This window comes from Desulfosporosinus shakirovi, from assembly GCF_020595055.1.
In the GTDB taxonomy this organism is placed as follows: domain Bacteria; phylum Bacillota; class Desulfitobacteriia; order Desulfitobacteriales; family Desulfitobacteriaceae; genus Desulfosporosinus; species Desulfosporosinus shakirovi.
Genome location: NZ_JAJDOO010000008.1, coordinates 84,414 through 111,407 on the forward strand (window position 1 = coordinate 84,414; position 26,994 = coordinate 111,407).

The following is a 26,994-nucleotide window of genomic DNA, read 5'->3' on the forward strand; positions in this document are numbered from 1 at the left end:
TTTCCTCACTTTATTTTAGAGTGTGTGAAAGGCCTTGACTTTATTAAATCTAATATTAACTAACGATTTCTAATCCAACTTTGTAGATATCCCCAGCTCCTAAAGTAAGGACAAGATCCTCGGGCGCGAGAGTTTCATTAAGATAAAGCTTAATGTCATCCAACGTTCCGATGTAGCGGGCCTCAATACCTTGCTTTAAGATCATTTCGGCCAGATTTGGGGCAGAAACAGTGTAATGATCAAGTTCTCGGGCTGAGGCAAAGATATCTGCAATAACAACTTCGTCTGCTCCCTGAAAAGCTTGCGAAAACTCAAGCAAGAGTTTTTCCGTTCGACTAAAAGTATGAGGTTGGAAAATAGCACGGATGCGACGATCAGGGAAAGAAAGGCGAGCCCCCTCTAAAGTCGTGCGAATTTCTGTTGGGTGATGGGCATAGTCATCAACGATTAGGGCCCCATTGGTATTGCTGCCGACATGTTCAAAACGGCGTTTCGTCCCATTGAATTGGCGCAGACTAGATAAGATTTCTTTAATCGGTATGCCAATTTCATAGCATAGGGCAATTGTTGCCAAGGCATTTACAATGTTGTGTCTTCCCGCGACATGGAGATCCAGATTCCCCATATATTGGCCTTTTATAATGATTTTCATAGAGCTTTTCTCGTCTTTGAACAGGATTTCCGTTGCTCGTATATCTGCAGATTCAGACAAACCAAAAGTCGTGACAGGCGCATCTGATTTAAGGGATTTTCGGTTTGGATCTTCATCCCATACGTAGATATGACCGTGTTCAGGTACCTTTACAGCCAGTTCGGCAAATGCAGAGATGACATCCTCGAGATCCTTAAAGTAATCGGGATGATCAAATTCTATGTTCGTAATGATTAAATGTTCTGGAGAGTAATTAAGGAAATGGCGTCGATACTCACAGGATTCTGCTAAGAAAAATTCCCCTTTTCCAGTATGTGCATTTCCACCGATGCTGGGGACATCACTGCCGACAACAATCGTTGGATCGAATCCGGCTTTCAACATAACAAGGCCCATCATGGCTGTTGTTGTAGTTTTTCCATGCGTTCCGGTAACACAAATTCCGCGTTTTTTGGCAAGTAAATGCCCAAGATATTGTGGATAACTCAAGACGGGGATATTTAAATCCAAAGCCCGGGCGATTTCTGGATGCTGATTGGTGTAAGCAGCAGAGGTGACCACCAAATCAGCGTTTTCTACGTTGGTCGGAGAAAAACCCAAAACAGGAATATTAGCACGTTTTAAGACACTATCTGTATAAAAACTTTCTTCTACATCTGACCCGGTAATAGTTGCCCCGTCAATCTGAGTGCTGATTTGAGCTAAGGCGCTCATCCCGGTCCCTTTTATACCAACAAAATGAATATGTAATGCCAAGGCGAATCGTCCCTTTCATGTATAAAACTCTACCCCCCATTATACCCAAACTTTAAGCAAAAAGTATCATTTTATTTGAGGAAAATTTTTACTAACGGTTGTTTGGCGGGGATTTTCGTTCATAACCAGTGACCATGGCTTGAAGACGGCTAATATCCTCAGTTAGACTTAGATAAATGTGGATAGGTATTGTCGCTAGAAAATAGATTGTGGTAATAAACTTAGTCCATCGGAGTACCTGAAAACCTCCTATTAGCCGCCAAACCCATATAAGGTGTTCTCCTTGCCAATAAGACACTAGTCCTAGAAAACTTGACAATAGAAACAATACGAACCATGAGAAATAGATCAATAGTTGTCCGCTATTATACTTTCTGGCTGGCGGCGGAGAAGAACGCAGGAAAAAACAATAGGACATAAGTTGGGGGAAATGCCTGAGATCCTGGATTTTAGGGATCAAAGAATCGTCCCGACGGATAAAAGAGTCCGCAATACGTATTGCTAGAAATCCCAATGAAAACCAGCCAAAAACTATATGGGCAGTCAAAACTTTACTGAAATTTAAGGCTAAAAAGCTCGCGGGTTTATGTAACTGGAGGCCAGATAAAATTACTATAGTTAGACTTGCGGTGAATCCCCAATGAAAAATTCTAACCCAAAGGGGCTGAGATTGGACAATTGTTCCTTTTACGTTACTTTTCTTAAGCTGTTTCATAAGAGGTTTTCTTAGTTTGATATGGTGTTTCATACTACTACCTTGCCCTTATAACATACATTTGTTTGAATGAGCGATTTCAATACCAAAAGAAAAACTTCGCGGTGGAGGAGACATTAGTCATTCGGTTCAGACTCGGATTTTCAAGGTGCGTATTTGTTCTCCGTCGATAATATGGACGCTACAAGAAAAGCAAGGGTCGAAGGCACGTATAACACGGCCTGCTTCCTTAAGATCTTCAGACCCAATTTTTAATCCGAGTAACGATGATTCTCCGACACTGCGTGTTCCTGTTGCATCACGTGCACCAAAGTTAAGGGCAGAAGGCGTAACAATTTGATAATGTTTGACGCGTTTGTTTTTTACAGACACCCAATGTCCTAAGGTACCTCGCATGACTTCATGAAGTCCGATTCCTACCCCAGAATCCTGCTCCATTTTAAGATTTAGGGTTTCTGCCCCAGGTTCGAGACGGTTAAGCCATTCTAGAGTGGCTTTAGCCAGCTTTTTGAGTTCAAGTGCACGCGCCCATATCCGACCCAGGGTTCCAGTGCCGATAATTTCTTCCTTATTGACAATGGCTCGGGCCAAGGGTCCCACTTCTACGGGTTGGCCGCGGTAACGAGGAGATTTAACCCAGGTGTATCCTTTAGCTTGGCTACGGTCGGGAACCGTATCCTCTTCCATAGGATGTAGAGGACCATGGGGTTTATACCATGCGTTTGTAACATCTTCTGTGACATGTTTTTCATTAAAGTTCTCCCGCTTGCCTTGAAGAATAACCCCTTGAGAGAAAAGTGTGCTTCCCTCTGGACTGGGAAAGCCGCCGACTGACAGATAGTTACCAACCCCTTGGCCAAGTATAATGTACTCAGGGTAACGCTCCTTAATCAGAGTAATATCAGGAATCAGAACGTCGTCGATAAATCCGAGGATCTCCATCATATATCCCCGATAACGGCTTACGTTATCGACATTAACTTCCATACTAGCACCACCGGGAACAATCCCATGACCATGAGGGGCCTTACCTCCAAAAACCGCAAAGGCTGAATGGGCAATTCGCGCTATTTCAAAGGATTTGAAATAGTGTTCTGTTAATGTAGTATTTTCTTTTGTGGATAATCTTAGGTCGAACTCTGAATGAGGAATAAATGGAGCAATATCTGGTCCACGGAAGTAATCAGGCAGGGTATACAGGTAGATGTGACGAAGATGGTTCTGGATTAAATCACTGACCAGAATAAGATTGCGTATTAACAACCCATTGGTTGGAATGTGCATCCCTAGAGCCTGTTCCACAGCCAGTGCCGAGGTTATAGCGTGAGCTGAAGAACAAATACCACAGACGCGCTGGGTATAATAAGGCATATCTAAAGCGGATCGACCAATGAGAATTTGTTCAAATCCTCGATAAAGTGTATCAGAGATATAGGCGTCTTTTATTTCTCCGTTTTCGAGCCAAGCTTCCAGTAACATGGGATTATGAATTCGGCTCATCGGAAAGATGGTTCTTTTATCCAGAATGGTCACTCCAATTTTTTCAAGATTTTTTGGGCCAATACTGATGAAAGGTCTTAACCTTTTTAAGGGCAGGACGATGTTGAGCTTTGACAGAGGTCTTAAGTAAATTCTTTTGGATGCGCCCCTTAAAGAGAGATGTCGTGATATGACCGGTAATAGCTATAGAGGTTAATCCTAAAACTCCAAGACCGATGGCGTCAGTATTAACTTTTGTCCCTCCAGGGAAGGGAATGTCAGGTAAGTGAGCGGTAAAAGGTGACATCAAATCTGGATAACCAGGTTCTGTGCACCCAATACATGGCGTGTTACATCCAATCGGCCAATTGAACCGATCGTTCCAGCGCCGAATCGGGCAGTCCGCATAGGTAACTGGCCCTTTACATCCGACCCGAAAAAGGCATTCTTTCTGGCCTATTTCTGTGGCAAAGATTCCTTGGTCATAATCCTTCCTGCGAGGGCAGCGATTATGTACGGTTTCACCGTAAAAAAGCTTTGGCCGTCCAAATTTTTCAAGCTCAGGTTCACCATATAAAGCCAAATGGAGTAAGGTGCCCATGATCCAGTCTGGATGAGCAGGACAGCCAGAAACGTTAATGACTCTTCGTTCAGGAAGAATATTTTGTACACCCGTTGATTGGGTGGGATTTGGATAACCAGAAACCGGGCCGCCATAGGTAGCACAACTGCCGATGGCAACGACGTATTTTGCTTTGAGCCCTATGCGGCGAACAAGCTCGATACCTGTAATTAGCTTTCCATTTTCATATGCAACATGGTTATAATGTCCGGCATCTCGTTGAATCATAGATCCCTGAACGATAAGAATATACTCGTTAGGCATATTTTCATAGGTATCTTGAAGAATTCTGTAGGCGGCTTCACCTTGTACTTGATTCATAGTCCAATCATAGCGCCAATCGAGTATGTTAGTGAGAATATCAGAGAAAGTTGGTGTCCAGATATTATCAAGAGAGATACTGTCACCGGTACAAGTGCCAGTCTCAATCATGACCACAGGAAGTTTTTTTACCTCACCAGCTGCTACGGCTTCTGCTAGAGGAGGAGAGATAAGCTGATAAAAATTTCCTAATATAGCACCTTTGACTACTAATTTTAGAAAGTCACGTCGGCTTAACATGTTTAATCCTCCTTGGAAGGGTATTATTTCCAAAAAGAGAAGATTAAACTCAATTTTTAGTAAATTAAAGTGAAAATAATATTGACGAAACGAGTAAAATAAAGTAAGATTACTATCGTCCGTAAAATGCCGATGTGGCTCAGAGGTAGAGCAGCTCACTCGTAATGAGCAGGTCGTCGGTTCGATTCCGACCATCGGCTCCATAGGAAACTTAGACCCCGCAAGCGATTGCGGGGTTTTTGGTTTTCTTGTTAAACTATTAAATCACTCTATGACCAAATTTGGACCAAAAACCGTATTATTCTCCGCAAAAGCATCTTTTACCTTCGCTGAAGCATAATCAGGTAATTCTGCTATAGCAGACGCTTTAATTTCTGGAAAGACATGGCTGTATATGTTAAGTGTCACAGAAACATCGGTATGACCTAAGAGAACACTGACGGTTTTAGCAGGTACTCCTTTTTCAAATAGCATCGTGGCATAGGTATGGCGAAGTCCATGCAAATTAATTGGACTGACGCCAGCTTTATCCCTGATATTGTAAAAGGAACGGGTAAAATTTCTCGGTTCACGGTAATTTCCGTTTTCGATACAGAAAACCAAATCCTTGTCAATGTAGGCATCATCCCAATCTTCCTTTGCTTTCTCTTGTTTTTCCTTAAGTTTTATCAGTTCATTAACTATGAATTGCGGTAGTGGTATAACTCTTCGGCCTGCTCGCGTTTTGGGCGGACCTACAACTAATTCTGTCTTCTTGGGACCATTTGGAGTTTTCACTCTTTGAAAATTTTCGCGAATACGTATCTCTCCGCGTTCTAAATCAACGTTTCGCCATTTCAATGCCAACGCCTCACCAACCCGCATTCCCGTGTAAAGCATTACTAAAAGAGTGAGAAAACTTGAACTTTTCCTTGCTCTGTCTAGAAATGCCACCCGCTCATCAGGGGAAAACGCACAATAATCATCTTCATCAACAACTTCACCAAATGCATTCTTCTTTTCCTCTTCTTTGGGTAGTTCCACTAGCTGTGCGACGTTTCTTGTAATTTTGGTCTTTTTTACTGCATCTTTCAGTGAGGAGTGGATAATGGAATGCATTTTTCTAATCGTCCCTATCGATAATGACGTCCGTTCTAGTGTTTTAGCTATTCCCTCTGTTTGTTTTTGCAATTTTGGTATACGACCATATTTCTTTTTTTCGACATAAAACTTTTCCAAATCCTCTACACCAAGCTTCTGAATTTCGGTTTTCCCAACCTGTGAATCTTTTAAATGGGTTTCAATAAGACTTATATAGTCGCCGTATGTTTTAGGCTTAAGCTTATTTTTGTTATTTTTATCGTTAACCCACTTTTTCACCCAATCATAAAGCTTTATATAGCTGGGAACAACACCCGTTTGCTCAGCTTCAAATATCGCTTTCTTCAGCTTTTTCCTAGTTTTAGCCATAGCTTTTTTCCGAGATTCTTCATCATTGCAAGCCTTAGTTTTAAGATATACATATATGTTTTTACCATTGAACATTGCCCGTCCTTCTACTAAATTATCAGTTTTAAACCGAACGCTACCTTCACCATTAGACGTTTTGGGCCTCGTTTCATTATCATTGGAATTACCGTGGCTTAATGTTTCATTTTTACTCATAAAATCCAATATTTCCTCTCTTCTTGTATATTTACACACCATTTTTAATGAATTCATCTAATCTTATACGAGACATGAGCATTCTATTCCCTAGTCGTAGCACGGGTAATTGCCCACTACGAGCTAACTGATAAGCTAATCCACGGCTAATGCCAAGTATTTCGGCGACTTGTGGTATCGTTAATGTTAGAGTTTCTTTTGTAATCATCTATAAAGTCCTCCTTTATTTTTAAAGCTTTTTTATATGAATAGTAAAAGAGTTAATAGTATCTGTCCCTTGACAGCTTTAGGCAGATTTCGAAAATTCCCTTTCCATGTAGATTATTTTATAGAACCATAACGGTTCCCACCTGTTTGATTTCATTCCACAATTTCTTAATTACTCATTCGCACCGTTCCTTTCGACTTGATGAACAAAGAATAACAAATAATGCAAGAGATGAATATAGCGTTTATGTCGAACCTATGTCGAACCTAGTTACTAGTAAGTGGGCTTTAGACAGTTGTCATAACTTACAAGGCCCTCGTCGATAGTTATTGTGCATCAGAAGGCTCTCTGAGCGTTCGAAGACCTAAATATGAGGAATTGGGTCGCAGAGCCACAGAATGCTACTATATGCAGTTTTAAGGGCTTGAGGATGGATTTGTGTTAATCAATGAAATATCCTTATGGAGTCGAATAACGATTTTCGCAGACACACAGTCGGTATATGCTTGAACAAGTAACTAGATGAACAAAAAATAGAGGAGCTTACCCCTCTATCTGAAAAATTCGCAAAATAACAGCCTCCCCTAAGGGGCTTTTTTTATCGCCAATGAGTTGCTAGCACTAATTGTTCTTCATGTGTCTATCAGAGTCTTTACGTTCGTTCTTTTTCTCCATTAACTGGGCAAACATGGTATCCTATGACTTTACAAATTTTTGGACATTAGCATTTCTTTTTTCTAAGTTGGATTTAGAAATAATAACCTTGAAATCATTGTATATACAATGATTTCAAGAGTCTATAGATGAATGGTTCACGCTACTATATAACACATAAAAAAGAGATTTAAGATTTCACTATTACTTCATTACTTTTCCGTTCTATGAAGTGATAATAAACCTTATATTTTACTATAATACAAAGAATTTAAAATCAGAAGGGAGCTTGAAAAAGCATATGAACAAGGAAAAAGAAGAAAGGTCAGTCGACCCGAAGTTTGGACAAATCATAAAACTGAGGAGAGAACAAAAAGGGTATAGTCTGAAAGAACTGAAGGAAATGACTGGAATTAGTGAGTCATATTTAAACAGATTGGAACTGAATGAAAGAAAGAATCCGTCCTATCCAATTATGCAAAATATTGCAAAAGCTCTTGATTTCAACATCGCTGAGCTCCTAGAACTTTCCAATCAAAATGAGACTGATGATTTCGATGAAATTATAGACGTGATAGTAAAGAGCGATTTTTGTATAAATCATATTTTTGCTACTACGCAAATTAAAGATTTAATCATTAAACTGTTTGAGAAAATTATATCAGCGGATTGGAGTGAACCGAAAAGGTTTACATCAGGAGCAGAAATTTTGACGGTTGTTGGAGAAATAGAGGTCTTTTTAGGGAAGGCATAGGAGAGGGCTAAGCTCCAGGGTTTACGGGGGCTAGGAGTAAGAACTTGGAACACTAAAACTTGAACAGTTAAGAAGGAATCCAAAACTGGGTTCCTTCTTTATCTTGAATTGTTAGGAGTTGTTAATATGCCAAGATTTCGAATGGACGAGCAAAACATCATATACCTGCATCATATACCTATCTATATTAACCTTGGCTTGTTGTTTGTGCTTACAAAAGGAGGAGATAACCTCTCTTTCAAAGTTAAGCAACAGTACAGTTAAAAAAAATCCTCGCCTTTCTTTGGTGAGGATTTTTTCTAACTGTATTCCATCTTCTCAAAGGATATTTAACTTGAGAGTCTATAACTAACAGGATTATGCACCAGCAGGCTCAAAATTGCCCCATAAGGTCTTCTAGATACACAAGTGAGGATTCGCATGCCTTTGAAGATGTTCCGAGCTCTCTGAGGCATCAATGGCTGCCAAAACCCCATTTCACTTGAGACCTCTCTTCAACTCCTGATTAATCATCCCCAACTGCTTATTCATCCTAAAAAAAATAATTGCAGTCTCACAAACTAATCTCCAAATCAAGTTGCCAACAATAATAACCAAGATTCCCAGTCCAAATCTTTCTCTCATCATATGTACTTGCAAACTCCCAACTGTATTGCTCCAAAGGATATATTTAAGGACATAGGCTTATATGACAAAGAGGTTCATCATATTCCTTACCATTACTACAAAGCGAAAAAAACAATCACAATTTCAACTAATAATTTCACAATGGTTTAACATAATAACCTCATGAGGTGATATGAGTCAACCAGATGTAATGTAAAGTGAGACCGTAAGGTTTTTGGTAGGAGGCGAGAATGTGTCCAACAATGAACCCAACGATACTGAATTACTACAAAGTCTACTGAACAAAATTATCCTCTATCGTATTACAAGGAACATGGATAAAGTTATTAAAGACCGAAATATTACTCATGCCGAATTAAGTGGAAATACTGGACGAAGTGGCAACTGGTTTAACAAGATATTCAATGGACTAGAAGATATGAGGTTATCGACTTTTATAAAGGCTTATGTAGCTGTCTTGAAGATATCGGGAAACGAGAGTAAACATAACGATGTTGAAATTACCTCTGTATTTGATGAAGAATTATTTAGAATTACTTCAGTATCACTTGATCTATCCATAATAGACAATATTGATGATTTGCTTTCTTCTGATAAAGATTTATATGATTTCTTTTTTGGATTAAAGGTATACGTTGAAGCATTGAAAGGTCTTCGTGATGTAGTAACTCCTAATGAGACGGATGCATACTACAGAGTCTTAGAACGAGTAAGTCATGACGGGAGGAATAATAATGGCTTCTAGAAAGATTTGGTTCATTACGCGACCAGAACGTGATCCGAAATTCCATCGTGATGCACTCCTTGCATTATGTGATGCTACGGACGGACTTAGTATTAAATGGTCAGGGAATAGAGAAGCTCATCTTAACTTCGAAAGGAAACTAAACGAACAGAGAATCAAGCGTGAACACGTGAGCAACGATGGTTCTGGTGGACGAACATGGGCGGCAATGTTAAAAACCTTTGCTTACGTCTATACTGACGAAGTGGGTTTTCTTAAACTGACTAAGGTTGGCAAGGCGGTTATGGATGGTAAAAAGGTAAGAGAAAATGTTGCTAAACAGATACTCACTCTACAGATACCTAATGCTTATTTTCTTGAATCAGGCTTTCGTCCTCCATTTGAAAGTGGATTTCGCATTAGACCTGCAAGATTCTTAATTAAACTAACAAACCAACCCTCACTTAGTTATTTTTTAACCAAGGAAGAGATAACATTTTTCGCACTAACAGCCAAAACTGATGATGAACTTCCCGCAGTTGTAACCAACATACGCAAGTTTAGGCAAGGAGATACATTCGAAAAGGCACTAAGAAAGATTGAGATTGCAGAGAGATATGACCATCGGGAACGCTTAGACAATTCGGCAAGAAGTTATGAAATCGCACATGGGGATGTTGCTCATACCTTCATGCTTATCGCTGAGTACACAGGTCTTGTTGAATATTTTCGTGGAAAAGCACTTAGGATTGATCCTGTAGATAGCAAGAGGGTTTCGGAGGAAATTGATCGTTTTGATCAGAGATATCCCTATAATTCGAGATACATGATTTCGTTACAACGTATGGCAGAAAATAATGGACTAGATGTTGATAGTTACAAAGCTAGTAATTATGGTTCTGTCAAACCTGCCACAAACAAAGGCAAGACGGAGAACAAGATCAGAGAATTATTAATGGACTATCCTAATCCTGGAGGACTATCTTGTGATGAACTAACAAGCATATTTCTAAACGAGTTTTCTCAAAAGGAAGCCGAAAAATACGCTGACGAATTATCACAAACAGTTTATCAAACTCTTAACAATGATTTTGTTGAAGGCTATCTCAATGAACAAAATAATCTTCTGTTCGAAGACAAAACAGGTGAAATCTTTAAAGCTATTGGATTTGAGGTTGAGATGCGACCAAAACCAAATGCCAATGTTACCACAGAAATCGAGATTCTGCTGAAATATGGCGATAAACTCTGCGGTATCATTGATGCCAAAAACTACAGAGTGAAATTTGCTTTGTCAGCATCGCTTGCCTCCCATATGAGTTCTGAATATATTCCGAATTATGAAGGCTATAAAGACAGGAAAGTGTCTTTCTTTGGTTACGTTACTGCGGCAGGTTGGAGCGGTGAGAAGAATCTGGAAAAGATCAGTGAATTAGCAAAGCGTGTGATACTCGATCGGGACATAAAAGGTATCATGTTAAGTGCCAACGTCTTGCTTGGTTTTTTAGATTACTGCATTGATAATCAGTTATCCAAAATGGATCGAATTGAACTGTTCTTACAAGTTATTGACAATCGAGCATATTCTTCAATTGGGGAGTTCTTACGTCAAACAAAAATAACTACATAACGTAAGGATGATACAATAATGTTCCTATGTTCTTGCGGTGGAGTTATGCTTGTTTATGAAATTGAAAAGTACCCAGATGGCTTATCGTCGGCAGATGAGTTGGAATATGAACGAAAATGTACAGTAGAATGCCCTAATTGTAAGATGATATTATCTGATCAAAAGTATGATTAAAGGTAGTTATATGAGAATCCAAAAAGGAGCTTTTTATAGCTCCTTTTACGGTGGTTATTTACCTACCAATTCTAATTGGTTCTTCAATAGAAGATCATCGATATTCCATTTAGATTCAATACTGTCATATTCCACATTGGCGAAGGTCTTTAATATCGCTTCCAAAATTATCTTTGCCCCATCAGGAGGGACAGCCATTCCTATCTGCTGTCGGACTTTTTCTTTTCCACCAAAAAAGACAAAATCATCAGGAAACGTCTGAAGACGGGCACGTTCCCTATTTGTTAATGCACGATGTTCTTTCCAATGGTACATGTGGGTACCTCCGCCCCCACTTCCTGTAACAGTGTAAGCAGGTAGTTGTGGGTTTAGGCGTTTGTATATCTGACTCATTTTCGTATTTTTTACGTTAAGCCTTAGATGCTCTGGAATATTCTCGCACCAAGCGTTTTCACCTGGAGGAATATACTTTAAAAATTCAACAACTTTGTCTAAGTGCTTCGTGTATTCATGATTAGGTGCATCTACCGAAATAATGGGTTCATTTATCGCTTCTTTGGATGTTTTGTATGGTAATTTCCCTTCTCCATGCGTTGGAGCAGGAACTTTAAACTCTTTTTTAATGTCATCCCTTATTCCTACGATGATAATTCGATGACGAGCTTGAGGGATACCGTATTCTTCAAACTTATACAGATGAGGGGTAATATTATATCCTGATTCTTTTAAATCTCGGAGAATCCTAATAAAGGCTTGTCCATCATTGGAGCTTTTCAAGCCTGATACATTTTCTGCAATAAACCACTTAGGATGAAATTTTCTAAGCACTTTGACTCCATATTCATACAACTGTCCATAGTTGCCTTCTAAGCCTTTTTTCTCGCCTACAATACTGTAATCATTACATGGAAAGCCGAATGTGAAAGCATCAATTTCATCCAAATCTTTTTCTATGTCTAATTTACGCACATCTTTGTTAATTACAGATTCAGGCCGATCTGGGCAAATATTATGAATATACGTTTGACATGCAGATTCGTCGATTTCATTTGACCACTGATGCTCAATACGATATTCAATACCATCTTTATCCACTACCTTAGCCATTTTTGCTCCAAGAGCTATGCCTCCTGGACCGTTGAAAAATTCGCCTTTCTTAAATATCATATTTATCACCTCCAAAATAAAATCATACCCCTATTATAAAGCATATGAATAGAAATTGCAGCAATAAGTTTTGGATACCATCTTTATAAATCAGGTGTTGATATCAACCGAATCGCCGAAATGCTAAACCATTCTTCTACCAGTGAAACTTTGCGAGATGATATAGACCAAATTTTTGTATATTTAATCTATAAGTTTTTATAATAAAAAGTATCGGCACTTGCTTACGCACGGCAAGGGCGATACTTTTTATTCATAGTCAACTATTTAAGACTTTCTTTCCAATCCAATAGATCAGATATTACTTCCTCAAATCTTTGTCAAACGGATATTTCTCTGAAAGCTTATCAGAATGTGTCTCATCAATCATGTCCCATTTTTTACTCAACTTTATCTAAGTATCAATTGCTCCATTTAGTGCTTTCTTGAATTCATCTATGGCAATTTCCTTCTATCTTTTGGTTAGCGAATCAATCGCATAACAGGTGGCTAACTATTTTTTTCCTCCTCCACAAGAACCATGGCCCTGATATAATCTGAAACAGTTTTATTAGCAGAAACTGCTTTAAACTTTACTATGTCCCATTCATCGTCTGTGAATCTGACCGTTCTATTAGATGCTTTTACATGGGTGCGAGGTTTACGTCCTGCTCCCTCTCGTATACCGCCTTTACTCACGCACAAACCCCATTACCCTAGTCCTCCTTTGCCCAGATTTTGATATCATATCTTTGTTCACCATCAATTCCTGTTACTGCTTCTAGCTTGTGGCACTCTTCATCTTCTAGGTTTACATATAGTTCAATATCTCTTGCTAAGATATCATAGTAAGTCATGTCGGGGTTTCTCATTTTATCGCCTCTTCTATTTGTTTCTTCTGCTAAACATAGTATACTCCAGATTAATTAGATTACGCAATACATTATCAGAGAATAGAAAAATACAATGCACAAGAACATTCTCAAGAGGTTGTTTTGGAAGAAGACCTAGATATTATTATACATAATATGGAAGAACCTAAAGGGATGGATTTGAATACAAAAATAAAGTACTTTTACAACATAGACTACAGCTTATAGAAGAAACGCTGAAGAATAAACCAAATCGACCATATGAGTTAGAATTACGTCAAGAAAGAGACTTTTTGATTTCAGTTTTGGAAGAGGGGTTGAAAATGGAGGAACAAAATCTATTATCGATAAGATATTTTTGTACCCAGTTGCTTGAAAGGCTGAGTACCAATTTGATTGATATTAGACTTTTTGGTTCAGTCGCGAGTGGAACGGACACTGAAGAATCCGATATTGATCTATTTTTATTAGTAAAAGATGATGATAGCATCACACGTGATACCATTTTGGATGTCGCGTTCGAAGCTAACTTAGAATTCGATGTCCTAATTGTTCCGATAATAATGTCAAAGGAAGCATTCTCAAGACCGATTTTTATAGAAACACTCCTATATGAAGTCTTGAAAAACGCTGAATCTGTTATTAAAGATCATGACTGAGACTAAAAAACACAATTTTTATTGGCTAACTCAGAAAGACACAATAGATCAATAGATACGATTCAGAAGCTTATAGGGTTTCGTAGGATACTCACCGACAATTAGAAGTATGTAAAACCTAAGAAGATTTAATGATACTAGTAATTAGTACAATAACGGATTTGTAGACCATGCCCCACTCGTAAGCAAAAAAAGAAGGGTTCCCCCCTTCTTTTAGTATTGTATTCAACATATTCTGCTATTCATTGTCAGTAATCTTTGTTGCGACACTACTCTCAGTGTCAGAAATCTCCGTTGCGACACAGCTCAGTGCGGGAAATCCCGTCATAGCACTACTCAGTGTCAGTATCGTCTAAACGCCCTAAGGCTATAGTGAGGCTGGTTAGGGAAAGACATTGTGTCTATAATAGGAAATTATATTAACCTAATTTATACTTATTAGCAGGATAACTGGAAGGTCACTAAATGGGAGTTTAGTGAATGATGGAATTACTACTGTAATTAATAAAGAAACTAGGACAGGAAACATGCTAACGTCGCTCATTTATGCTTGACCGAATTACAGGTGAAAATTAGATAAAAGCAATTCAGTAACAATGAGTTATATAGCAGTATCTATTCTACTAATAATGCTAATGATTATTTTCAGCATGAAGAGGGACGGTATCGGGAATTTATAAGTTGCAGGTCCCAAGAGTTTTTTACTCAGCCTTTAAATTTAATGATCAAATCTCCAATAAGTGTTCCAATTAAAGAGATAAATGTATAAGGAAGAACAATTAAAAAACCTGATTTAAATATAGTCCAACTTATAATAAACCATCCTGCAAAACAAATATATAAAATGATTGCCTTTTTCTTTATTATAAGCTGTGCTATTAAAGATATTATAAAAACTAAGATTGGATATACCACTACAAGCATTACTAATGGTTCAAACATATCTATAGCTCCTTTTTAATCTATTTATATAAGCGTAACACAAATCACAGTATATTTACACGTGGATTACCAGTCAATTTCGCATCATCATTAGAGCATTGTTTAACAGAAAGAAAGAGGTTAATGTGATATTCGCACAATCAACCTCTTTCTTCGATCAATGTTTCTTGGTAATTGATTTTATTTCTCAAAAATATATAGGCTTATAATATATCTTGCAAAAGCATTACAAGTAGCTTGTATAACGACTTCTGATGGTTCAATTAATAGCTGAGGGGTGGTATCCGTTGGATAAGTTGCCTTTTGGAACAATGAGGGACCCAATGGATGTGTAAATCCGAGTATACCAACCATTAGGCCTCTTATTGCCTCAGTTAAAAGTTCCTCATTTGGAATGTAGCCATCAAAACCTATATACACATGTTAAAAAGGGCATCTACCATATCCAGAACGTATAACTATCATAAACGTCTTAAAAATTGGTTGGCACATTTTAATGGGGTTGCCAGAAGTACCAAGATAATTATTTGGCATGGTTTCGTTTCTTGGATTCCAAAGGCTTTATACTTCCTGTCTTTATCAGATGAGGGAAACATACAGGTCATCGCGTTTAGCAGAATTCATGGTTGCATAAGCCGTCAGAATATGCTTAGTATTAGGTCTATAATAAATATAGGAGTGATAGCGTGAAAAAGTTAAGAATCGTTTTCACAACGTTCGTCCTTGGATTGGTGGTGTCTGGCTGTTCTAACTCAGAAGAAACTCAACAAGTACAGCCACAAGAAGCGAAAGTCGTACAAGGTAATATCTTCGTTAGTCGAAATAATGAAGCTTCAGATATTAAGGATTTGGGGGAATTCTTAGAGGCTGTCAACAACGGGAAACAAGCAAATCTTCAAATAAGGCAAACTACCGATGAAGGTGACCCAACCTTTACAACGTTGGAATATAATAATGGCATTATTAAGTATACCTATGATAATTCACAAGATAAATATGCTGGAACTGACAAGGGTATCCAAACATCTGAGTATGCCAAAGCAATTAAAGAAGAGAACAATAATGGCGTATACGTTTCCCTTATTGATAAAAGTGGTGGCAAAAGAAAAGTATATATATCTCCTAAATAGGTGGTTACAAGGAATCCCTTATTTTATTGCCGAAAATCAAGAATAAGCTTAAATTAAACCCGAGAATTAGAGGTTTCACTTTAAATATTACTAATCGTTAGTATTTGTGTGCCAACAAAGTAAAAAATAGCCCGATAGGTTGAGATTGAAGATGAGTCAAGGGGGAGAAAAATATTAATGACCTCGATAACCTTTCTCACATAAAGTTTTTCGGTATTGGCATTTCTGAAGAAGGGAAACTGGCCACGACTGAAGATGAAGTAGAAGTAGAAGTTCGGAGGTTAATTATGTCTATTAAACCAGTAGATGCCGATGCCGAGGTGGTAGACAAAATAAATTATGATGGAAATAAAATTGTTATGTACTTGTTAGATGGCAATAGAACTGAATTTACTGGCGTCGGACAAGGCCAGGTTCAAATCGCTCAAATAAAGAATAATGTATCCCATAAACTAATTGTTGAACAACCAGAATTAAGGACTCTGTTGGACAAACTTTCCGTATCTCACAACCCATTATAATCGGCTCTAACTTGTCATACTACTAATACGATTCTTCTTATGATGCGTCGTATTGGCAGTAATGCCAGCTTCCAGTTATTCTTAAACCCAGTAATATAAATGCTGTCCAACCTCTATGTAGTTGGACGGCATTCGTAGGATTTAGGGAAATAAAGTAGAATTTATCTTTAAGTGATAGGAATGGGGTATCGTATATGAATTTAATGATTTCGAGTGCAGACGAAAATGAAAGCGAGATTCTTACCTCGATTTCATTCGCTTCAAAACGATATTGGAAATATCCCGAAGCATATTTTGAAATTTAGAAGGAAGAATTGACAATAACGCATGAGTATATAAATCAGAATCAAGTTTATGTGGCAAAGACCGATGGAAAGGCGATTGGATTTATTTCAATAGTCGAAGTTGAGGAGGATTTCCAAGCGGGGGAATTGACAATCAAAAAGGGTTATGGGCTTGACCATATTTTCATTCACCCCAATTATATAGGTAAAAATGTAGGTTCTGAACTTGTATCATTTGCTAAGGTATTATGTATGAAGAAAAATATCAGTTCTTTGAATATACTTTCAGACCCCAATTCCAAAGGCTTTTATGGTAAATTAGGGACGGAATATATAAGGGAAGTTCCATCAAACATAAAAGGAAGAACTGTCTCGTTATACAAACTTGCAATATAATTATTTTGAGTAACTGGAGGAATCTATGCAATATCATCAGTTTATAGACGAAGAAGTACACAGGTATTATTGGGATAATGACTTAAATTGTGCAACTACCTCGTTACTAACTCTTTCTGAGATATTTCAGACAAAATTAAGTTCTCAAATTCTTGACGCAGTAACAGGAATACCTGGTGCGGGAAGATATGGAGCACAGTGTGGATTGGTTGCAAGTGCATTAATGTTTATCGGAATTAAAGGAAAGGAAAAAGGATTACAACATAAGGAAATAGTAATTATGTGTAATGACTTTGCCAAAGGATTTGAGAAAGAGTTCGGAAGTTTAAATTGTAGAGACCTTCGCCCCCAAGGGTTCAAGCCAGACAATCCACCGCATTTATGTGAAGAGATAACAAAAAAGGCAGTTAAATTTACTCTCAGCTATATATAAAGAAGATGATTTATTTCGCATAATTCTTAAAACCATCAGTATCAGCATAATTTTTATCTTTACATGTTGTTGAACCTACACGTCCTCGATGGTAAATCCCCCGATGACAAAGAATTGAGACGGAGGGAAATAACAATGATAAAAAGAATTCATATTTTAGGTGCATCTGCTTCAGGGACAACAACTCTTGCGAAGGATTTATCAAAGGAAATAGGTTATTGTCATTTTGACACGGATGATTATTTTTGGACCTCCACTGATGTACCATTTACACAAAAGAGAAAAATAGAAGAGCGTCAAGAACTTTTAAGAAAAGATTTGAATAGTACATCTAAATGGATTTTGTCAGGTTCGTTATGTGGTTGGGGGGATATTTTCATCCCGTACTTCGATTTAGTAGTCTATTTGTCACTACCAAAGGAAATTCGGATAAAAAGACTAATTGAGAGGGATAGACAAAGGTATGGAATGGAAATAGAACAAAGTGGGAAGATGTATCAAATGCATAAAGAATTTGTAGAGTGGGCTTCGAAATATGATGAAGCTGGACCTGACATGAGAAGTAAGGCTTTACATGATCTTTGGCTTTCGAAATTACCCTGTCCAATTTTAAAAATAGAAGGCGACAAGACTGTAGAAGAACGTACGAATATAGTAAAGGAACACTTGAAACGGCTTGATATGTAAATGAATGCATTTATTCTCTTAAGTCATCTTATCTCAGGCATCAAAAAGAGCCTGAATTTCAGCGCCATCTTTCCTGTTGATGGGTATTTGTTGATTGCAATTCTGTCGTTTGAATACATTCCTGTTCATTTTAAACTCAAGAAAGTTGCCCTGGGTTTAAGGAGAAGGTTACTAAAATTTATTACCATAATTATTGTATTGGGGCGTAAACCACCGCGCCAGCGGTTTAGTGCTATTCTTAAAACCCACAGTACTTCAGTATAAAACGCCTCGCTATAGAGTTGATGGTATTTGTGGGAAACTATGTGATGGACTAAAAAAAGGATCTGCCACATCAAATAGTTGATATTTGGCACATTTGGAAGACGCAACGAAAACAAGTGTTAATAAGGCCAGGAATTGGGGAACTAACCAACTCCTAGCCGAATCACAACTTACTTTATGATCGCTTCTAATTTAAGAATAACCTCATCAATCGTTTCTTCCGGCACTTTGCATATAAAACTCACGTTTCTAACTCTCCAGTCTAGAGATTTAATTTGATCCGCTAACACAACGCCTCTGATTTCTAATTCCTCTGGAAGTTTAACTTCGAACGGAAATTCTTTTACCCGGCTGGTAATCGGGCAAAAAATACCCATCCCGGTCTTGCTATTATATTCCTTTACGGATATAACCAAAGCAGGTCTGGTCCCTTTCTGTTCATGCCCGGCCTGTGGATTCAAATGAATCCATACTATATCACCACGTTCCGGCACATACTTATTCACCATTTTTCCCCTCCAACCGGCTCTCCCCAATCTATTTCTTCCGGTTCATATTTATCAGGGATTTGGGCAAGTAATTCTTTTAAATCGTATTTTTTTCGAGTGACAATGATCTTATCTCCATCAAGTTCGATATCAATTGGGGTCCCGTCATTAATTTTTATCGAATTAGCCATTGAAGCCGGTATTCTTATACCAATGCTATTTCCCCATTTCCGGGCCATTGCCTCCATAGTGTGTCACCTCATTCTTTTTATTTAATTTATACAAAGTATAAACATTTTAATGAAATTTATCAACATTTGGCATTGAGTATGCCCAAAGCTATAATGAAGCAAAGAAAACCATATTTTGGGCTGGAGATTGGTACCCGATATCTCTTGGTGAGGTGTTTTACTCGTTAAGCTTCGTTCTAATTTAGCAGAGTTCTATATTTCCGATAATAATAGTTAGTTTTTCTATGTAACCTAGAAACGCGCTCTGTAAATCCAATTGCACTAAAGGCGGTAACTGAGCTTTTGTATCAGAGTCTTTAGTTTTTGGAATATATTGTCCCCATAAATCGTAGCTTTATCGACCATATAAAACAACTTCTCCATTTTTCCCTTCAATAAAACCATCTAAAGTAACTGCTAAATCTAAAATTATTCTTCTCTGTTTTACGTTATTTTTTGACATAAATAGGTTTCGATTTTATAGTTCTCAAACAATCAAACATTCGCGGACTAAAAGACACGCTTAGCAACATCTAAGCGTGTCTTTTTTAAGTACATTTTAGTACATTTACTAAACTCAAACGTTTGTCTGTTTACCAGAGTTTAGCTTGGTTTTAGTCCACTAATAACTATAGATTGGCATAGCTAAAACCGTCTACAATTAATTTTACTAAATTTCATCAAGGACCCGACGAATTTCCAATGATATTTTGGTTTTCCCTCTAACCCCTTAATCGCTACTAATAAGTAAGTTCCTTAAGAATCGCTCATCGCGGCTTCCGCTGCGGATTTTTCTGCACTTTCCTGGTTTAAGCCCAGGATCTCTTCAATAGCCTCATTCAGCTCGGTTTTACCAACCCCTGACTGTGCCGAAAAGGGCAGGATCAACGACACATCTTGGATATCTAACGCTTTGGCGATAACCTTCAAGTGCTTAGCCCACTGACCACGTGCAATTTTATCGACTTTGGTTGCCACGATCATGGTTGGAACCTGCATAGTTCGCAACCATTGCTGCATTTCGATATCTTCAACGCTCGGAGCATGGCGAATATCGACAATTTGAATGACCGCACGCAAAGGCTCACGCTTTTTGAGATAATGCTCCATCATAGGACCCCATTGGGCATTTACAGCCTTGGCGACCTTGGCATAGCCATAGCCGGGCAAGTCAACTAAAAACCAACCATCATTGACTCTATAGAAATTCAAGGTTTGAGTTTTCCCCGGTGTATTCCCTGTCCGCGCAAGGTTACGCCGTCCTAAAAAACTGTTAATCAACGATGACTTACCAACATTTGACCGCCCAGCCATCGCTATCTCCGGCAATCCATCAACAGGATATTGCTCATATTTTACAGCAGAAGCTACATACTCTGCCTTCTTAATGACTATCAAGATACCTCTTCCTTTCGTGCAAGTTTTCTTGACTTGCACTCTAACTTACATTCCTTTTCCCCTGGCTTCATTTTGGCACGACGAGCACACGGCTGAACAAGTGTGTCGCCACCCTCTCCCCAGAAAGGACCCTAAAACCGTCCCCCGTGCCTTCGTCATCAACCCAAGAGGATCGCGATCACACGGCGTGAATGCCTTTGCGTGAGTCGTAGCCAAACTCGGCTTTAATCCGCTTTCATCAAGCAGGGCGGAAAACAAGGACGTTTTCCGCCGGCCATGCGACAGGGTCACCTCCCGCCCTCCTGCAAGAAGGCTAATTCGTGCGAAGACAGTGTCTTCGGGCTACAGGGACACTTGGCCATCCATGGCCGGCGGACGTCGCATTGGCCGGGAACCCTGCTCTCCCGCATCCGGATTAAAGCCCTAGTTTGGCACGACGACCGCACGGCTGAACAAGTGTGACGCGACCCTCTCCCCAGAAAAGACCCTAAACCGTCCCCAGCGTCTCGCGACCCTCTCTAGCAGGTCGTCGGCCTCTCCTCTGATCTCGGCACCGTATCCGGTATTCCGCCCTGTCCATACACAGAATGAACCGGCATATCCTTCTGAACTTTATCAGAATGAGCCAGCGGCAAAAGCGCCAGCTTCAACACTTCCTCAATTCGGCTGACAAAGTGAAATTCCATGACTTTGCGGACATTCTCCGGAACATCTTCCAGATCCTTGCGATTTTCCTCAGGAAGAAGTACCACTTTAATTCCTGCCCTGTGGGCTGCCAAAACCTTTTCCTTTACACCCCCGATAGGCAATACGTTGCCGCGCAAGGTTATTTCACCGGTCATAGCCAGATCCGAGCGAACGGATCGCTTTGCTATGGCAGATGCCATTGCCGTGGCCATGGTAATCCCCGCAGAAGGACCGTCTTTAGGGGTTGCACCTTCCGGAACGTGGATATGCAGATCGGTTCTGTCATAAAAGTCTTCTTCAATATCCAGTTGCAGGGCATATGCCCGAATAAAAGTCCAGGCCGCCTGAGCCGATTCCTTCATGACATCCCCCAGTTGGCCGGTTAAGGTTAACCTTCCTTTGCCCGGCAGAGGGGTTACTTCTACTGTGAGAACCACACCGCCAACTTCCGTGTAGGCAAGTCCCGTTACTGCTCCGATTTCAGGTGCCTTCGCGGCTACTTGAAAATGATAACGGGGAACTCCCAGGGTGGATTGTAAATCTTCAACTGTTAAGGTATGAGGTTCCCATTCCTTCTTCACCCAGCGCACAGCTATTTTTCGACAAAGGTTGGCTACTTGTCGCTCAAGACCCCGTACTCCGGATTCTCTGGTATACCCTTGAACTATTTTGAGCAGGACATCCTCCTCCAAAGTAAAGACTTCTTTGGTAAGTCCGTGGGCTTCTAATTGTTTAGGAACGAGATAACGGTTAGCGATATTGACCTTCTCATCCTCTGTATACCCACTTAGAGTAATCACTTCCATCCGATCCAGGAGCGGTCGAGGAATCGTGTGTAAAGTATTAGCCGTCAACACAAACAGAGTTTGGGAGAGGTCAAAAGGGACTTCTAAATAGTGATCTGTGAAAGTACTGTTTTGTTCCGGGTCCAGCACCTCTAACAGAGCAGAAGCAGGGTCGCCACGGAAATCCGACGACATTTTGTCGATTTCATCCAGAAGAAAGACAGAATTACGGGTTCCGGCGGTACGTAACCCTTGAATGATTCGTCCAGGCAATGCCCCGATATACGTGCGTCGATGCCCCCTGATCTCAGCCTCATCACGCAATCCGCCCAATGACATGCGCACAAATTTGCGATTCAGTGATCTGGAAATGGATTTGGCCAAGGAGGTCTTCCCCACTCCCGGAGGTCCCACCAGGCAAAGAATCGGACTTTTCATTTTCGGTGTTAGTTTACGAATTGCCAAGAACTCTAAAATTCGCTCTTTGATTTTCTCCAGACCGTAATGATCCTCGTTCAGAATTTCTTCTGCCCGATTCAAATCGATTTTATCTCTGGAAGACTTGTTCCAGGGCAGGACTAAAAGCCAATCTAAATAAGTACGAACCACCGTGCCCTCTGCTGAAGAAGGAGGCATTTTCTCTAACCGTTCAATTTCCTTAAGTGCTTTTTCTTCAACTTCTTTGGGACATTTAGCCTTGGCGACTTTCTCTCGGTATTCTTCCGCCTCAGCTTGACGCTCATCTTTATCTCCCAGCTCTTTCTGGATTGCCTTCATTTGTTCCCGCAAATAGTATTCCTTTTGCGCTTTATCCATTTGCTTGCGAACTCTTTGCCCGATGCGCCGTTCCAATTCCAGCAGTTCAATCTCACGCATAATAAGTTCAGTTAACCGTTCCACGCGCAGCTCGACTGACATCGCTTCTAAAATAGTTTGTTTATCCGGTACCTTCAGGTTAAGATGGGATGCCACAATATCCGCTAATCGACCTGGTTCCTCAACGGCTAACACGGTTCCGATGGTTTCTAGGGGAACCCGTTTACCCAGTTTGGCATATTCTTCAAACTGATGGGTCATCCCTCGTACAAGAGTCTCTAACTCCGGCGTCAAAGATTTCTTTTCTTCTTCTAATTCCTCAATGCGCACTCTAAAATGCTCGTCTTCCTCAAGGAATTCCAGAATTCGGCCTCGGGAAATCCCTTCAACTAAGACCCTCATAGTGCCTCCCGGAAGTTTTAAGAGTTGCTTTATTTCAGCAATCGTGCCCATCTCATACAAATCATCCGGATTTGGTGAATCAATCTCCGTCTCTTTTTGGGACGTTAAAAGTATAATTCGATCATCGAGCATGGCTTTTTCAATCGCGGCCATAGACCGTTCTCTGCCTACGTCCAGATGAATGACCATATAAGGGAAAACAAGAATCCCACGTAACGGGAGTAATGGTAATTCACGTTCTTTTATCAAAAAATATCCCCCCATTTTGAAAAAATCTTGAAAAAAAGACACACTACAGCTTAGTGTGCCAAACTTATCTTGAACTATTCTAACATGTTTTGCCTTGATCAGGCAAATTAGCGACTATGTTTGTAACTGCCTTATTAACCACTCCAAAATCCAATCTGCTTAAAACCTCTTCAAGGGGAGGCCTGGTCTCGACTTTCTCCAGCTTAATTGTTGAGGTCAGCGCAAGATTCAGAACTTCTGAGAGTTCTTCCACGGAAATAATTTCTATCTCCTTCTTAAACTCCGAAAAACGTTCTTGATAATTCTCTTTAGGAATCAAAACTCGTTTGCACCCGGCCTGTTTGGCAGCCTCAATCTTAGCCGCAACACCCCCTATAGGGTTAACCCGCCCACGAATGGAGAGTTCCCCGGTCATAGCCAAATAATTGTCAACTTTTTCTTGGCGTATAGCGGACACTGTAGCGGTTGCAATGGCAATTCCCGCAGAGGGACCGTCTACCGGACCTCCCCCCGGAAAGTTGACGTGGATATCAAAATTTTTAGGCTCCACTCCCATTTGCCGTCTCAGAACAGTCAAAACATTTTCCACCGAACTTCGAGCCATACTTTTACGTCGAAACTTCTTCTCTGAATCCCCTTGTTCTTCTTCCTCCACAATCCCCGTCACTAATAGTTCGCCGGTGCCCGGAGTTACAGGAAGAGCCGTGACTTCTAACTCCAGAAGTCTTCCCATATTGGGACCATAGACGGCCAGACCGTTCACTACCCCGACACATGGCTCTGTCGGCACCTTTTTATCCGGCCGGGGAGCGTATTGGCCGGTTGCTACAACCCATTCTGCAATTTCTACATTGATTTCCGACAATTCATCGGTGAGGGCCACTCCTGCGGCAAGCTGAACCATATTTACGGTTTCGCGGCCATTACTGGCAAACTGTTTGATGACATCAACAGCCTCCGGGGTAATGGGCATTTCCATCTTGGCTGCAGCTACCTGAGCGATTTCTGCTATTTCATCCGGAAGCAATCCCCGGAAGTAAACCTCCATACACCGGGAGCGGATGGCAGGCGGAATTTGATCCGGGCTCCGAGTGGTTGCCCCCACAAGTCTAAAATCCGCCGGCAGACCGTTTTGAAATATATCATGAATATGTTGTGGAATATTTAAGTCTTCCGAGCTGTAATAGGCGCTTTCCAGGGTTACTTTACGATCTTCTAAAACCTTTAAAAGCTTGTTGATTTGAATGGGATGAAGCTCCCCAATTTCGTCGATAAATAAAATTCCGCCATGTGCTTTGGTGACGGCTCCCTGTTTAGGCTGGGGAATTCCCGCTAAACCCATGGCACCAGCCCCCTGATAAATGGGGTCATGAACCGAGCCTATCAAAGGGTCTGCAATTCCCCTCTCATCAAAACGTGCAGTTGCACCATCAATTTCAGTAAAATGGGCACTTCCTTTAAAGGGAGACAGAGTATTGTTCTTAGCCTCTTCTAAGATTAACCGAGCAGCAGCCGTTTTGCCGACACCGGGAGGCCCATAGATGAGTACATGCTGTGGATTCGGGCCGCATAAGGCAGCTCGCAAGGCTTTAATTCCCTCTTTTTGCCCAATGATTTCCTCAAAATGTACGGGTCGAGTCTTCTCTGATAAAGGGGTGGTTAAAGCAATCTTTCGCATGGTTTGCAGTTTTTCCAGTTCTTTGCGTGATTCTCGTTCTACGGAGACTTTATTTCCCTGTTGAGACTTGAGCATTCCCCAAAAGTAAAGCCCAATCACAACGGCAAATATTAACTGAACCATCATGACTATTCCGCTGAGTCCATTCATGCACAAATTTCCCTCCTAGCAATCTCTCTTATTTTAGTATTGCCATAAAGTAGGGAAAAAACCCTTAGAAAGGAGGACAAGCAAAAAAACACCGGGGATGCTTATATTAAGCAACCCGGTGTTTAGTATTTTTCAACTGAACTTTATTAGATGCCCAGTAAACTTACCAGGCAAAATATTCAATGTGCAATGTCGATATACAACTTCGACACACGTAACTAACCTTCAGTAAATGTGAAGCCTTAAAAACTGTATACTCACACTTTACTTAAGCCGATTCTTCTTTTTTACCCTTTTTAACCTTATCCGTCATCACTAAAAGGGGCTCTTCTTTCTTCATGACCACTTCCGGTGTAACGACACATTTAGAAACGTCATTACGCGAAGGCAAATCATACATGACGTTGAGCATGAGATCCTCAAGAATTGACCTAAGTCCTCGTGCTCCCGTGTTCCTGCGAATCGCTTCGGCAGCGATGGAGGTGAGGGTTGCATCTTTGAACTCCAGGGTTACCCCATCAAGCTCCATTAACTTTTGATACTGCTTAATGAGAGCATTCTTGGGCTCCGTCAGTATTCGAACCAAGGCTGCTTCATCCAGAGCCTCAAGGGTTACAATGACAGGTAAACGCCCAACAAATTCAGGAATCAATCCAAACTTTTGAAGGTCAATGGGCAGTATTCCTTTCAGAGTTTCACCTACATTCAAATTGACCTTGTTGGGAATCGTAGCGCCAAAACCCATGGTTTTTTGTCCGGCTCGGTTTTGAATGATTTTTTCAATCCCGTCAAAAGCTCCACCGACAATAAATAAAATATTCGTGGTGTCTAACTGAATAAATTCTTGGTGGGGATGTTTGCGACCGCCTTGCGGAGGTACACTGGCAACCGTTCCTTCAAGAATCTTCAGCAAGGCTTGCTGAACTCCTTCGCCGGAGACATCTCGGGTAATGGAGGGATTTTCAGATTTGCGGGCAATCTTATCAATCTCGTCGATGTAAACAATACCCTTTTCTGCTTTTTCCACATCGTAGTCAGCAGCTTGAATTAATTTCAAGAGGATATTCTCAACATCCTCACCTACATAGCCTGCCTCCGTCAGTGACGTAGCATCTGCGATGGCAAAGGGAACATTAAGAACCTTAGCCAGCGTCGAGGCCAACAACGTTTTTCCTGAACCCGTGGGTCCCAACATGATAATATTTGATTTTTGTAATTCAACATCATCAATTTTCATGCCCAAGTTTATTCGCTTGTAGTGATTGTAGACTGCGACTGAAAGTGCCTTTTTCGCTTGTTCTTGACCAATAACATATTGGTCAATGACCGCCCGAATTTCTTTAGGTTTAAGAATGTCTCCAATCTCAACGCCCAAATCATCCGTAAGCTCTTCCTCGATAATCTCATTACAAAGTTCAATGCATTCATCACAAATATAAACGCCCGGACCAGCAACTAATTTTTTGACTTGTTCCTGGGTCTTGCCGCAAAATGAACACTTGAGTTGATTTTTGTCTTCGGTGTACTTTGCCATCCTCTCACCTCTATACCTCAGAATTCCCCCCAAGGCGTCGGGT

The 26,994-nt window shown here is 40.2% G+C and carries 28 protein-coding genes, 1 tRNA gene and 1 pseudogene; 13 read left to right on the plus strand and 17 right to left on the minus strand.

The annotated features are described in order from the left end of the window. Positions 1 to 55: 55 nt before the first annotated feature. The 4 genes from murC to LJE72_RS09205 form a co-directional block, all read right to left on the minus strand. The gene (gene murC / locus LJE72_RS09190) at positions 56 to 1,408 is read right to left on the minus strand and encodes a UDP-N-acetylmuramate--L-alanine ligase (RefSeq protein ID WP_229247278.1); all 1,353 of its coding nucleotides are present in this window, start codon (positions 1,406 to 1,408) and stop codon (positions 56 to 58) included. Positions 1,409 to 1,499: 91 nt separating this feature from the next. Next, on the minus strand, positions 1,500 to 2,156 hold the full coding sequence (locus LJE72_RS09195; protein ID WP_312038911.1) for a cytochrome b/b6 domain-containing protein: 657 nt from the start codon (positions 2,154 to 2,156) through the stop codon (positions 1,500 to 1,502). A 96-nt stretch (positions 2,157 to 2,252) separates the two neighbouring features. Further along, positions 2,253 to 3,656, minus strand: a complete 1,404-nt coding sequence (locus tag LJE72_RS09200) for a nickel-dependent hydrogenase large subunit (RefSeq protein ID WP_229247280.1) — start codon at positions 3,654 to 3,656, stop codon at positions 2,253 to 2,255. 10 nt (positions 3,657 to 3,666) lie between these two features. Beyond that, entirely contained in the window at positions 3,667 to 4,785 is a 1,119-nt protein-coding gene (locus LJE72_RS09205; protein WP_229247281.1) for a hydrogenase small subunit, read from the minus strand. A gap of 128 nt (positions 4,786 to 4,913) precedes the next feature. On the opposite strand from LJE72_RS09205, the gene LJE72_RS09210 reads away from it, so the two are divergent. Then, a tRNA-Thr gene (locus LJE72_RS09210) sits at positions 4,914 to 4,988 on the plus strand. Positions 4,989 to 5,049: 61 nt separating this feature from the next. On the opposite strand, the gene LJE72_RS09215 is transcribed toward LJE72_RS09210, so the two are convergent. Together LJE72_RS09215 and LJE72_RS09220 are read right to left on the minus strand one after the other, a co-directional pair. Next, a complete protein-coding gene (locus tag LJE72_RS09215) occupies positions 5,050 to 6,429 on the minus strand; it encodes a tyrosine-type recombinase/integrase (protein ID WP_229247282.1) in 1,380 nt (459 codons plus the stop codon). Between the two features lie 31 nt (positions 6,430 to 6,460). Then, positions 6,461 to 6,637 (minus strand): helix-turn-helix domain-containing protein, encoded by a 177-nt coding sequence (locus LJE72_RS09220; RefSeq protein WP_229247283.1) that lies wholly within the window; start codon positions 6,635 to 6,637, stop codon positions 6,461 to 6,463. Positions 6,638 to 7,592: 955 nt separating this feature from the next. On the opposite strand from LJE72_RS09220, the gene LJE72_RS09225 reads away from it, so the two are divergent. From LJE72_RS09225 to LJE72_RS09245, 5 genes are all read left to right on the plus strand, one after another. Continuing rightward, positions 7,593 to 8,045, plus strand: a complete 453-nt coding sequence (locus tag LJE72_RS09225) for a helix-turn-helix domain-containing protein (protein WP_229247284.1) — start codon at positions 7,593 to 7,595, stop codon at positions 8,043 to 8,045. Between the two features lie 126 nt (positions 8,046 to 8,171). After that, a complete protein-coding gene (locus LJE72_RS09230) occupies positions 8,172 to 8,309 on the plus strand; it encodes a hypothetical protein (RefSeq protein WP_229247285.1) in 138 nt (45 codons plus the stop codon). Positions 8,310 to 8,904: 595 nt separating this feature from the next. Next, entirely contained in the window at positions 8,905 to 9,417 is a 513-nt protein-coding gene (locus tag LJE72_RS09235) for a hypothetical protein (RefSeq protein ID WP_229247286.1), read from the plus strand. Then, positions 9,407 to 11,026 carry an AlwI family type II restriction endonuclease gene (locus tag LJE72_RS09240; RefSeq protein WP_229247287.1) on the plus strand — a complete coding sequence of 540 codons (1,620 nt, stop codon included), beginning with the start codon at positions 9,407 to 9,409 and terminating at the stop codon, positions 11,024 to 11,026. The genes LJE72_RS09235 and LJE72_RS09240 overlap by 11 nt, the downstream gene beginning before the upstream one ends. Before the next feature lie 18 nt (positions 11,027 to 11,044). Next, positions 11,045 to 11,200: a hypothetical protein gene (locus tag LJE72_RS09245; RefSeq protein ID WP_229247288.1), complete on the plus strand. Its 156-nt coding sequence runs from the start codon at positions 11,045 to 11,047 to the stop codon at positions 11,198 to 11,200. A gap of 54 nt (positions 11,201 to 11,254) precedes the next feature. Here LJE72_RS09245 and LJE72_RS09250 read toward each other — a convergent pair whose 3' ends face one another. From LJE72_RS09250 to LJE72_RS09260, 3 genes are all read right to left on the minus strand, one after another. Beyond that, positions 11,255 to 12,367 (minus strand): DNA cytosine methyltransferase, encoded by a 1,113-nt coding sequence (locus LJE72_RS09250; RefSeq protein WP_229247289.1) that lies wholly within the window; start codon positions 12,365 to 12,367, stop codon positions 11,255 to 11,257. Positions 12,368 to 12,856: 489 nt separating this feature from the next. Beyond that, positions 12,857 to 13,045: a plasmid mobilization protein gene (locus tag LJE72_RS09255; RefSeq protein WP_229247290.1), complete on the minus strand. Its 189-nt coding sequence runs from the start codon at positions 13,043 to 13,045 to the stop codon at positions 12,857 to 12,859. 17 nt (positions 13,046 to 13,062) lie between these two features. Then, positions 13,063 to 13,218 carry a hypothetical protein gene (locus LJE72_RS09260; protein WP_229247291.1) on the minus strand — a complete coding sequence of 52 codons (156 nt, stop codon included), beginning with the start codon at positions 13,216 to 13,218 and terminating at the stop codon, positions 13,063 to 13,065. Between the two features lie 323 nt (positions 13,219 to 13,541). Between LJE72_RS09260 and LJE72_RS09265 the strand changes: the two genes are divergently transcribed. Beyond that, entirely contained in the window at positions 13,542 to 13,877 is a 336-nt protein-coding gene (locus LJE72_RS09265; protein WP_229247292.1) for a nucleotidyltransferase domain-containing protein, read from the plus strand. Between the two features lie 705 nt (positions 13,878 to 14,582). On the opposite strand, the gene LJE72_RS09270 is transcribed toward LJE72_RS09265, so the two are convergent. Next, entirely contained in the window at positions 14,583 to 14,819 is a 237-nt protein-coding gene (locus LJE72_RS09270; RefSeq protein WP_229247293.1) for a DUF2651 family protein, read from the minus strand. Positions 14,820 to 15,238: 419 nt separating this feature from the next. On the opposite strand from LJE72_RS09270, the pseudogene LJE72_RS09275 reads away from it, so the two are divergent. From LJE72_RS09275 to LJE72_RS09300, 6 genes and pseudogenes are all read left to right on the plus strand, one after another. Then, positions 15,239 to 15,453, plus strand: a pseudogene (locus LJE72_RS09275) (IS1595-like element ISDess1 family transposase); the annotation flags it as partial. Between the two features lie 52 nt (positions 15,454 to 15,505). Then, positions 15,506 to 15,949 carry a DUF4362 domain-containing protein gene (locus LJE72_RS26035; protein ID WP_229247294.1) on the plus strand — a complete coding sequence of 148 codons (444 nt, stop codon included), beginning with the start codon at positions 15,506 to 15,508 and terminating at the stop codon, positions 15,947 to 15,949. A 287-nt stretch (positions 15,950 to 16,236) separates the two neighbouring features. Then, a complete protein-coding gene (locus LJE72_RS09285) occupies positions 16,237 to 16,470 on the plus strand; it encodes a hypothetical protein (protein ID WP_229247295.1) in 234 nt (77 codons plus the stop codon). A 314-nt stretch (positions 16,471 to 16,784) separates the two neighbouring features. Then, entirely contained in the window at positions 16,785 to 17,150 is a 366-nt protein-coding gene (locus tag LJE72_RS09290) for a GNAT family N-acetyltransferase (RefSeq protein WP_229247296.1), read from the plus strand. 25 nt (positions 17,151 to 17,175) lie between these two features. After that, positions 17,176 to 17,583: a C-GCAxxG-C-C family protein gene (locus tag LJE72_RS09295; RefSeq protein WP_229247297.1), complete on the plus strand. Its 408-nt coding sequence runs from the start codon at positions 17,176 to 17,178 to the stop codon at positions 17,581 to 17,583. Between the two features lie 135 nt (positions 17,584 to 17,718). Beyond that, a complete protein-coding gene (locus tag LJE72_RS09300) occupies positions 17,719 to 18,270 on the plus strand; it encodes an ATP-binding protein (RefSeq protein ID WP_229247298.1) in 552 nt (183 codons plus the stop codon). Between the two features lie 434 nt (positions 18,271 to 18,704). Here LJE72_RS09300 and mazF read toward each other — a convergent pair whose 3' ends face one another. The 7 genes from mazF to clpX form a co-directional block, all read right to left on the minus strand. Further along, positions 18,705 to 19,043, minus strand: a complete 339-nt coding sequence (gene mazF / locus LJE72_RS09305; protein ID WP_229247299.1) for an endoribonuclease MazF — start codon at positions 19,041 to 19,043, stop codon at positions 18,705 to 18,707. Then, complete coding sequence (locus tag LJE72_RS09310) at positions 19,037 to 19,270, minus strand: AbrB/MazE/SpoVT family DNA-binding domain-containing protein (protein WP_229247300.1); 234 nt, start codon at positions 19,268 to 19,270, stop codon at positions 19,037 to 19,039. The genes mazF and LJE72_RS09310 overlap by 7 nt, the downstream gene beginning before the upstream one ends. A 738-nt stretch (positions 19,271 to 20,008) precedes the next feature. Continuing rightward, positions 20,009 to 20,650, minus strand: a complete 642-nt coding sequence (gene yihA / locus LJE72_RS09315) for a ribosome biogenesis GTP-binding protein YihA/YsxC (RefSeq protein WP_248286288.1) — start codon at positions 20,648 to 20,650, stop codon at positions 20,009 to 20,011. A gap of 45 nt (positions 20,651 to 20,695) precedes the next feature. After that, positions 20,696 to 20,941 carry a hypothetical protein gene (locus LJE72_RS09320; protein WP_229247301.1) on the minus strand — a complete coding sequence of 82 codons (246 nt, stop codon included), beginning with the start codon at positions 20,939 to 20,941 and terminating at the stop codon, positions 20,696 to 20,698. 227 nt (positions 20,942 to 21,168) lie between these two features. After that, on the minus strand, positions 21,169 to 23,589 hold the full coding sequence (gene lon / locus LJE72_RS09325) for an endopeptidase La (RefSeq protein WP_229247302.1): 2,421 nt from the start codon (positions 23,587 to 23,589) through the stop codon (positions 21,169 to 21,171). Between the two features lie 79 nt (positions 23,590 to 23,668). After that, complete coding sequence (gene lonB / locus LJE72_RS09330) at positions 23,669 to 25,417, minus strand: ATP-dependent protease LonB (RefSeq protein WP_229247303.1); 1,749 nt, start codon at positions 25,415 to 25,417, stop codon at positions 23,669 to 23,671. Positions 25,418 to 25,685: 268 nt separating this feature from the next. Further along, the gene (gene clpX, locus LJE72_RS09335) at positions 25,686 to 26,951 is read right to left on the minus strand and encodes an ATP-dependent Clp protease ATP-binding subunit ClpX (RefSeq protein ID WP_229247304.1); all 1,266 of its coding nucleotides are present in this window, start codon (positions 26,949 to 26,951) and stop codon (positions 25,686 to 25,688) included. Positions 26,952 to 26,994 lie beyond the last annotated feature (43 nt).

Coding starts and splice junctions, on each gene's coding strand:
- LJE72_RS09195 (WP_312038911.1), bottom strand. CDS start 2,156: ATGAAACACCATATCAAACTAAGAAAACCTCTTATGAAACAGCTTAAG.
- LJE72_RS09205 (WP_229247281.1), bottom strand. CDS start 4,785: ATGTTAAGCCGACGTGACTTTCTAAAATTAGTAGTCAAAGGTGCTATA.
- LJE72_RS09215 (WP_229247282.1), bottom strand. CDS start 6,429: ATGAGTAAAAATGAAACATTAAGCCACGGTAATTCCAATGATAATGAA.
- LJE72_RS09220 (WP_229247283.1), bottom strand. CDS start 6,637: ATGATTACAAAAGAAACTCTAACATTAACGATACCACAAGTCGCCGAA.
- LJE72_RS09225 (WP_229247284.1), top strand. CDS start 7,593: ATGAACAAGGAAAAAGAAGAAAGGTCAGTCGACCCGAAGTTTGGACAA.
- LJE72_RS09230 (WP_229247285.1), top strand. CDS start 8,172: ATGCCAAGATTTCGAATGGACGAGCAAAACATCATATACCTGCATCAT.
- LJE72_RS09240 (WP_229247287.1), top strand. CDS start 9,407: ATGGCTTCTAGAAAGATTTGGTTCATTACGCGACCAGAACGTGATCCG.
- LJE72_RS09245 (WP_229247288.1), top strand. CDS start 11,045: ATGTTCCTATGTTCTTGCGGTGGAGTTATGCTTGTTTATGAAATTGAA.
- LJE72_RS09250 (WP_229247289.1), bottom strand. CDS start 12,367: ATGATATTTAAGAAAGGCGAATTTTTCAACGGTCCAGGAGGCATAGCT.
- LJE72_RS09260 (WP_229247291.1), bottom strand. CDS start 13,218: ATGAGAAACCCCGACATGACTTACTATGATATCTTAGCAAGAGATATT.
- LJE72_RS09265 (WP_229247292.1), top strand. CDS start 13,542: ATGGAGGAACAAAATCTATTATCGATAAGATATTTTTGTACCCAGTTG.
- LJE72_RS09270 (WP_229247293.1), bottom strand. CDS start 14,819: ATGTTTGAACCATTAGTAATGCTTGTAGTGGTATATCCAATCTTAGTT.
- LJE72_RS09285 (WP_229247295.1), top strand. CDS start 16,237: ATGTCTATTAAACCAGTAGATGCCGATGCCGAGGTGGTAGACAAAATA.
- LJE72_RS09295 (WP_229247297.1), top strand. CDS start 17,176: ATGCAATATCATCAGTTTATAGACGAAGAAGTACACAGGTATTATTGG.
- LJE72_RS09300 (WP_229247298.1), top strand. CDS start 17,719: ATGATAAAAAGAATTCATATTTTAGGTGCATCTGCTTCAGGGACAACA.
- mazF (WP_229247299.1), bottom strand. CDS start 19,043: ATGGTGAATAAGTATGTGCCGGAACGTGGTGATATAGTATGGATTCAT.
- LJE72_RS09310 (WP_229247300.1), bottom strand. CDS start 19,270: ATGGAGGCAATGGCCCGGAAATGGGGAAATAGCATTGGTATAAGAATA.
- lonB (WP_229247303.1), bottom strand. CDS start 25,417: ATGAATGGACTCAGCGGAATAGTCATGATGGTTCAGTTAATATTTGCC.
- clpX (WP_229247304.1), bottom strand. CDS start 26,951: ATGGCAAAGTACACCGAAGACAAAAATCAACTCAAGTGTTCATTTTGC.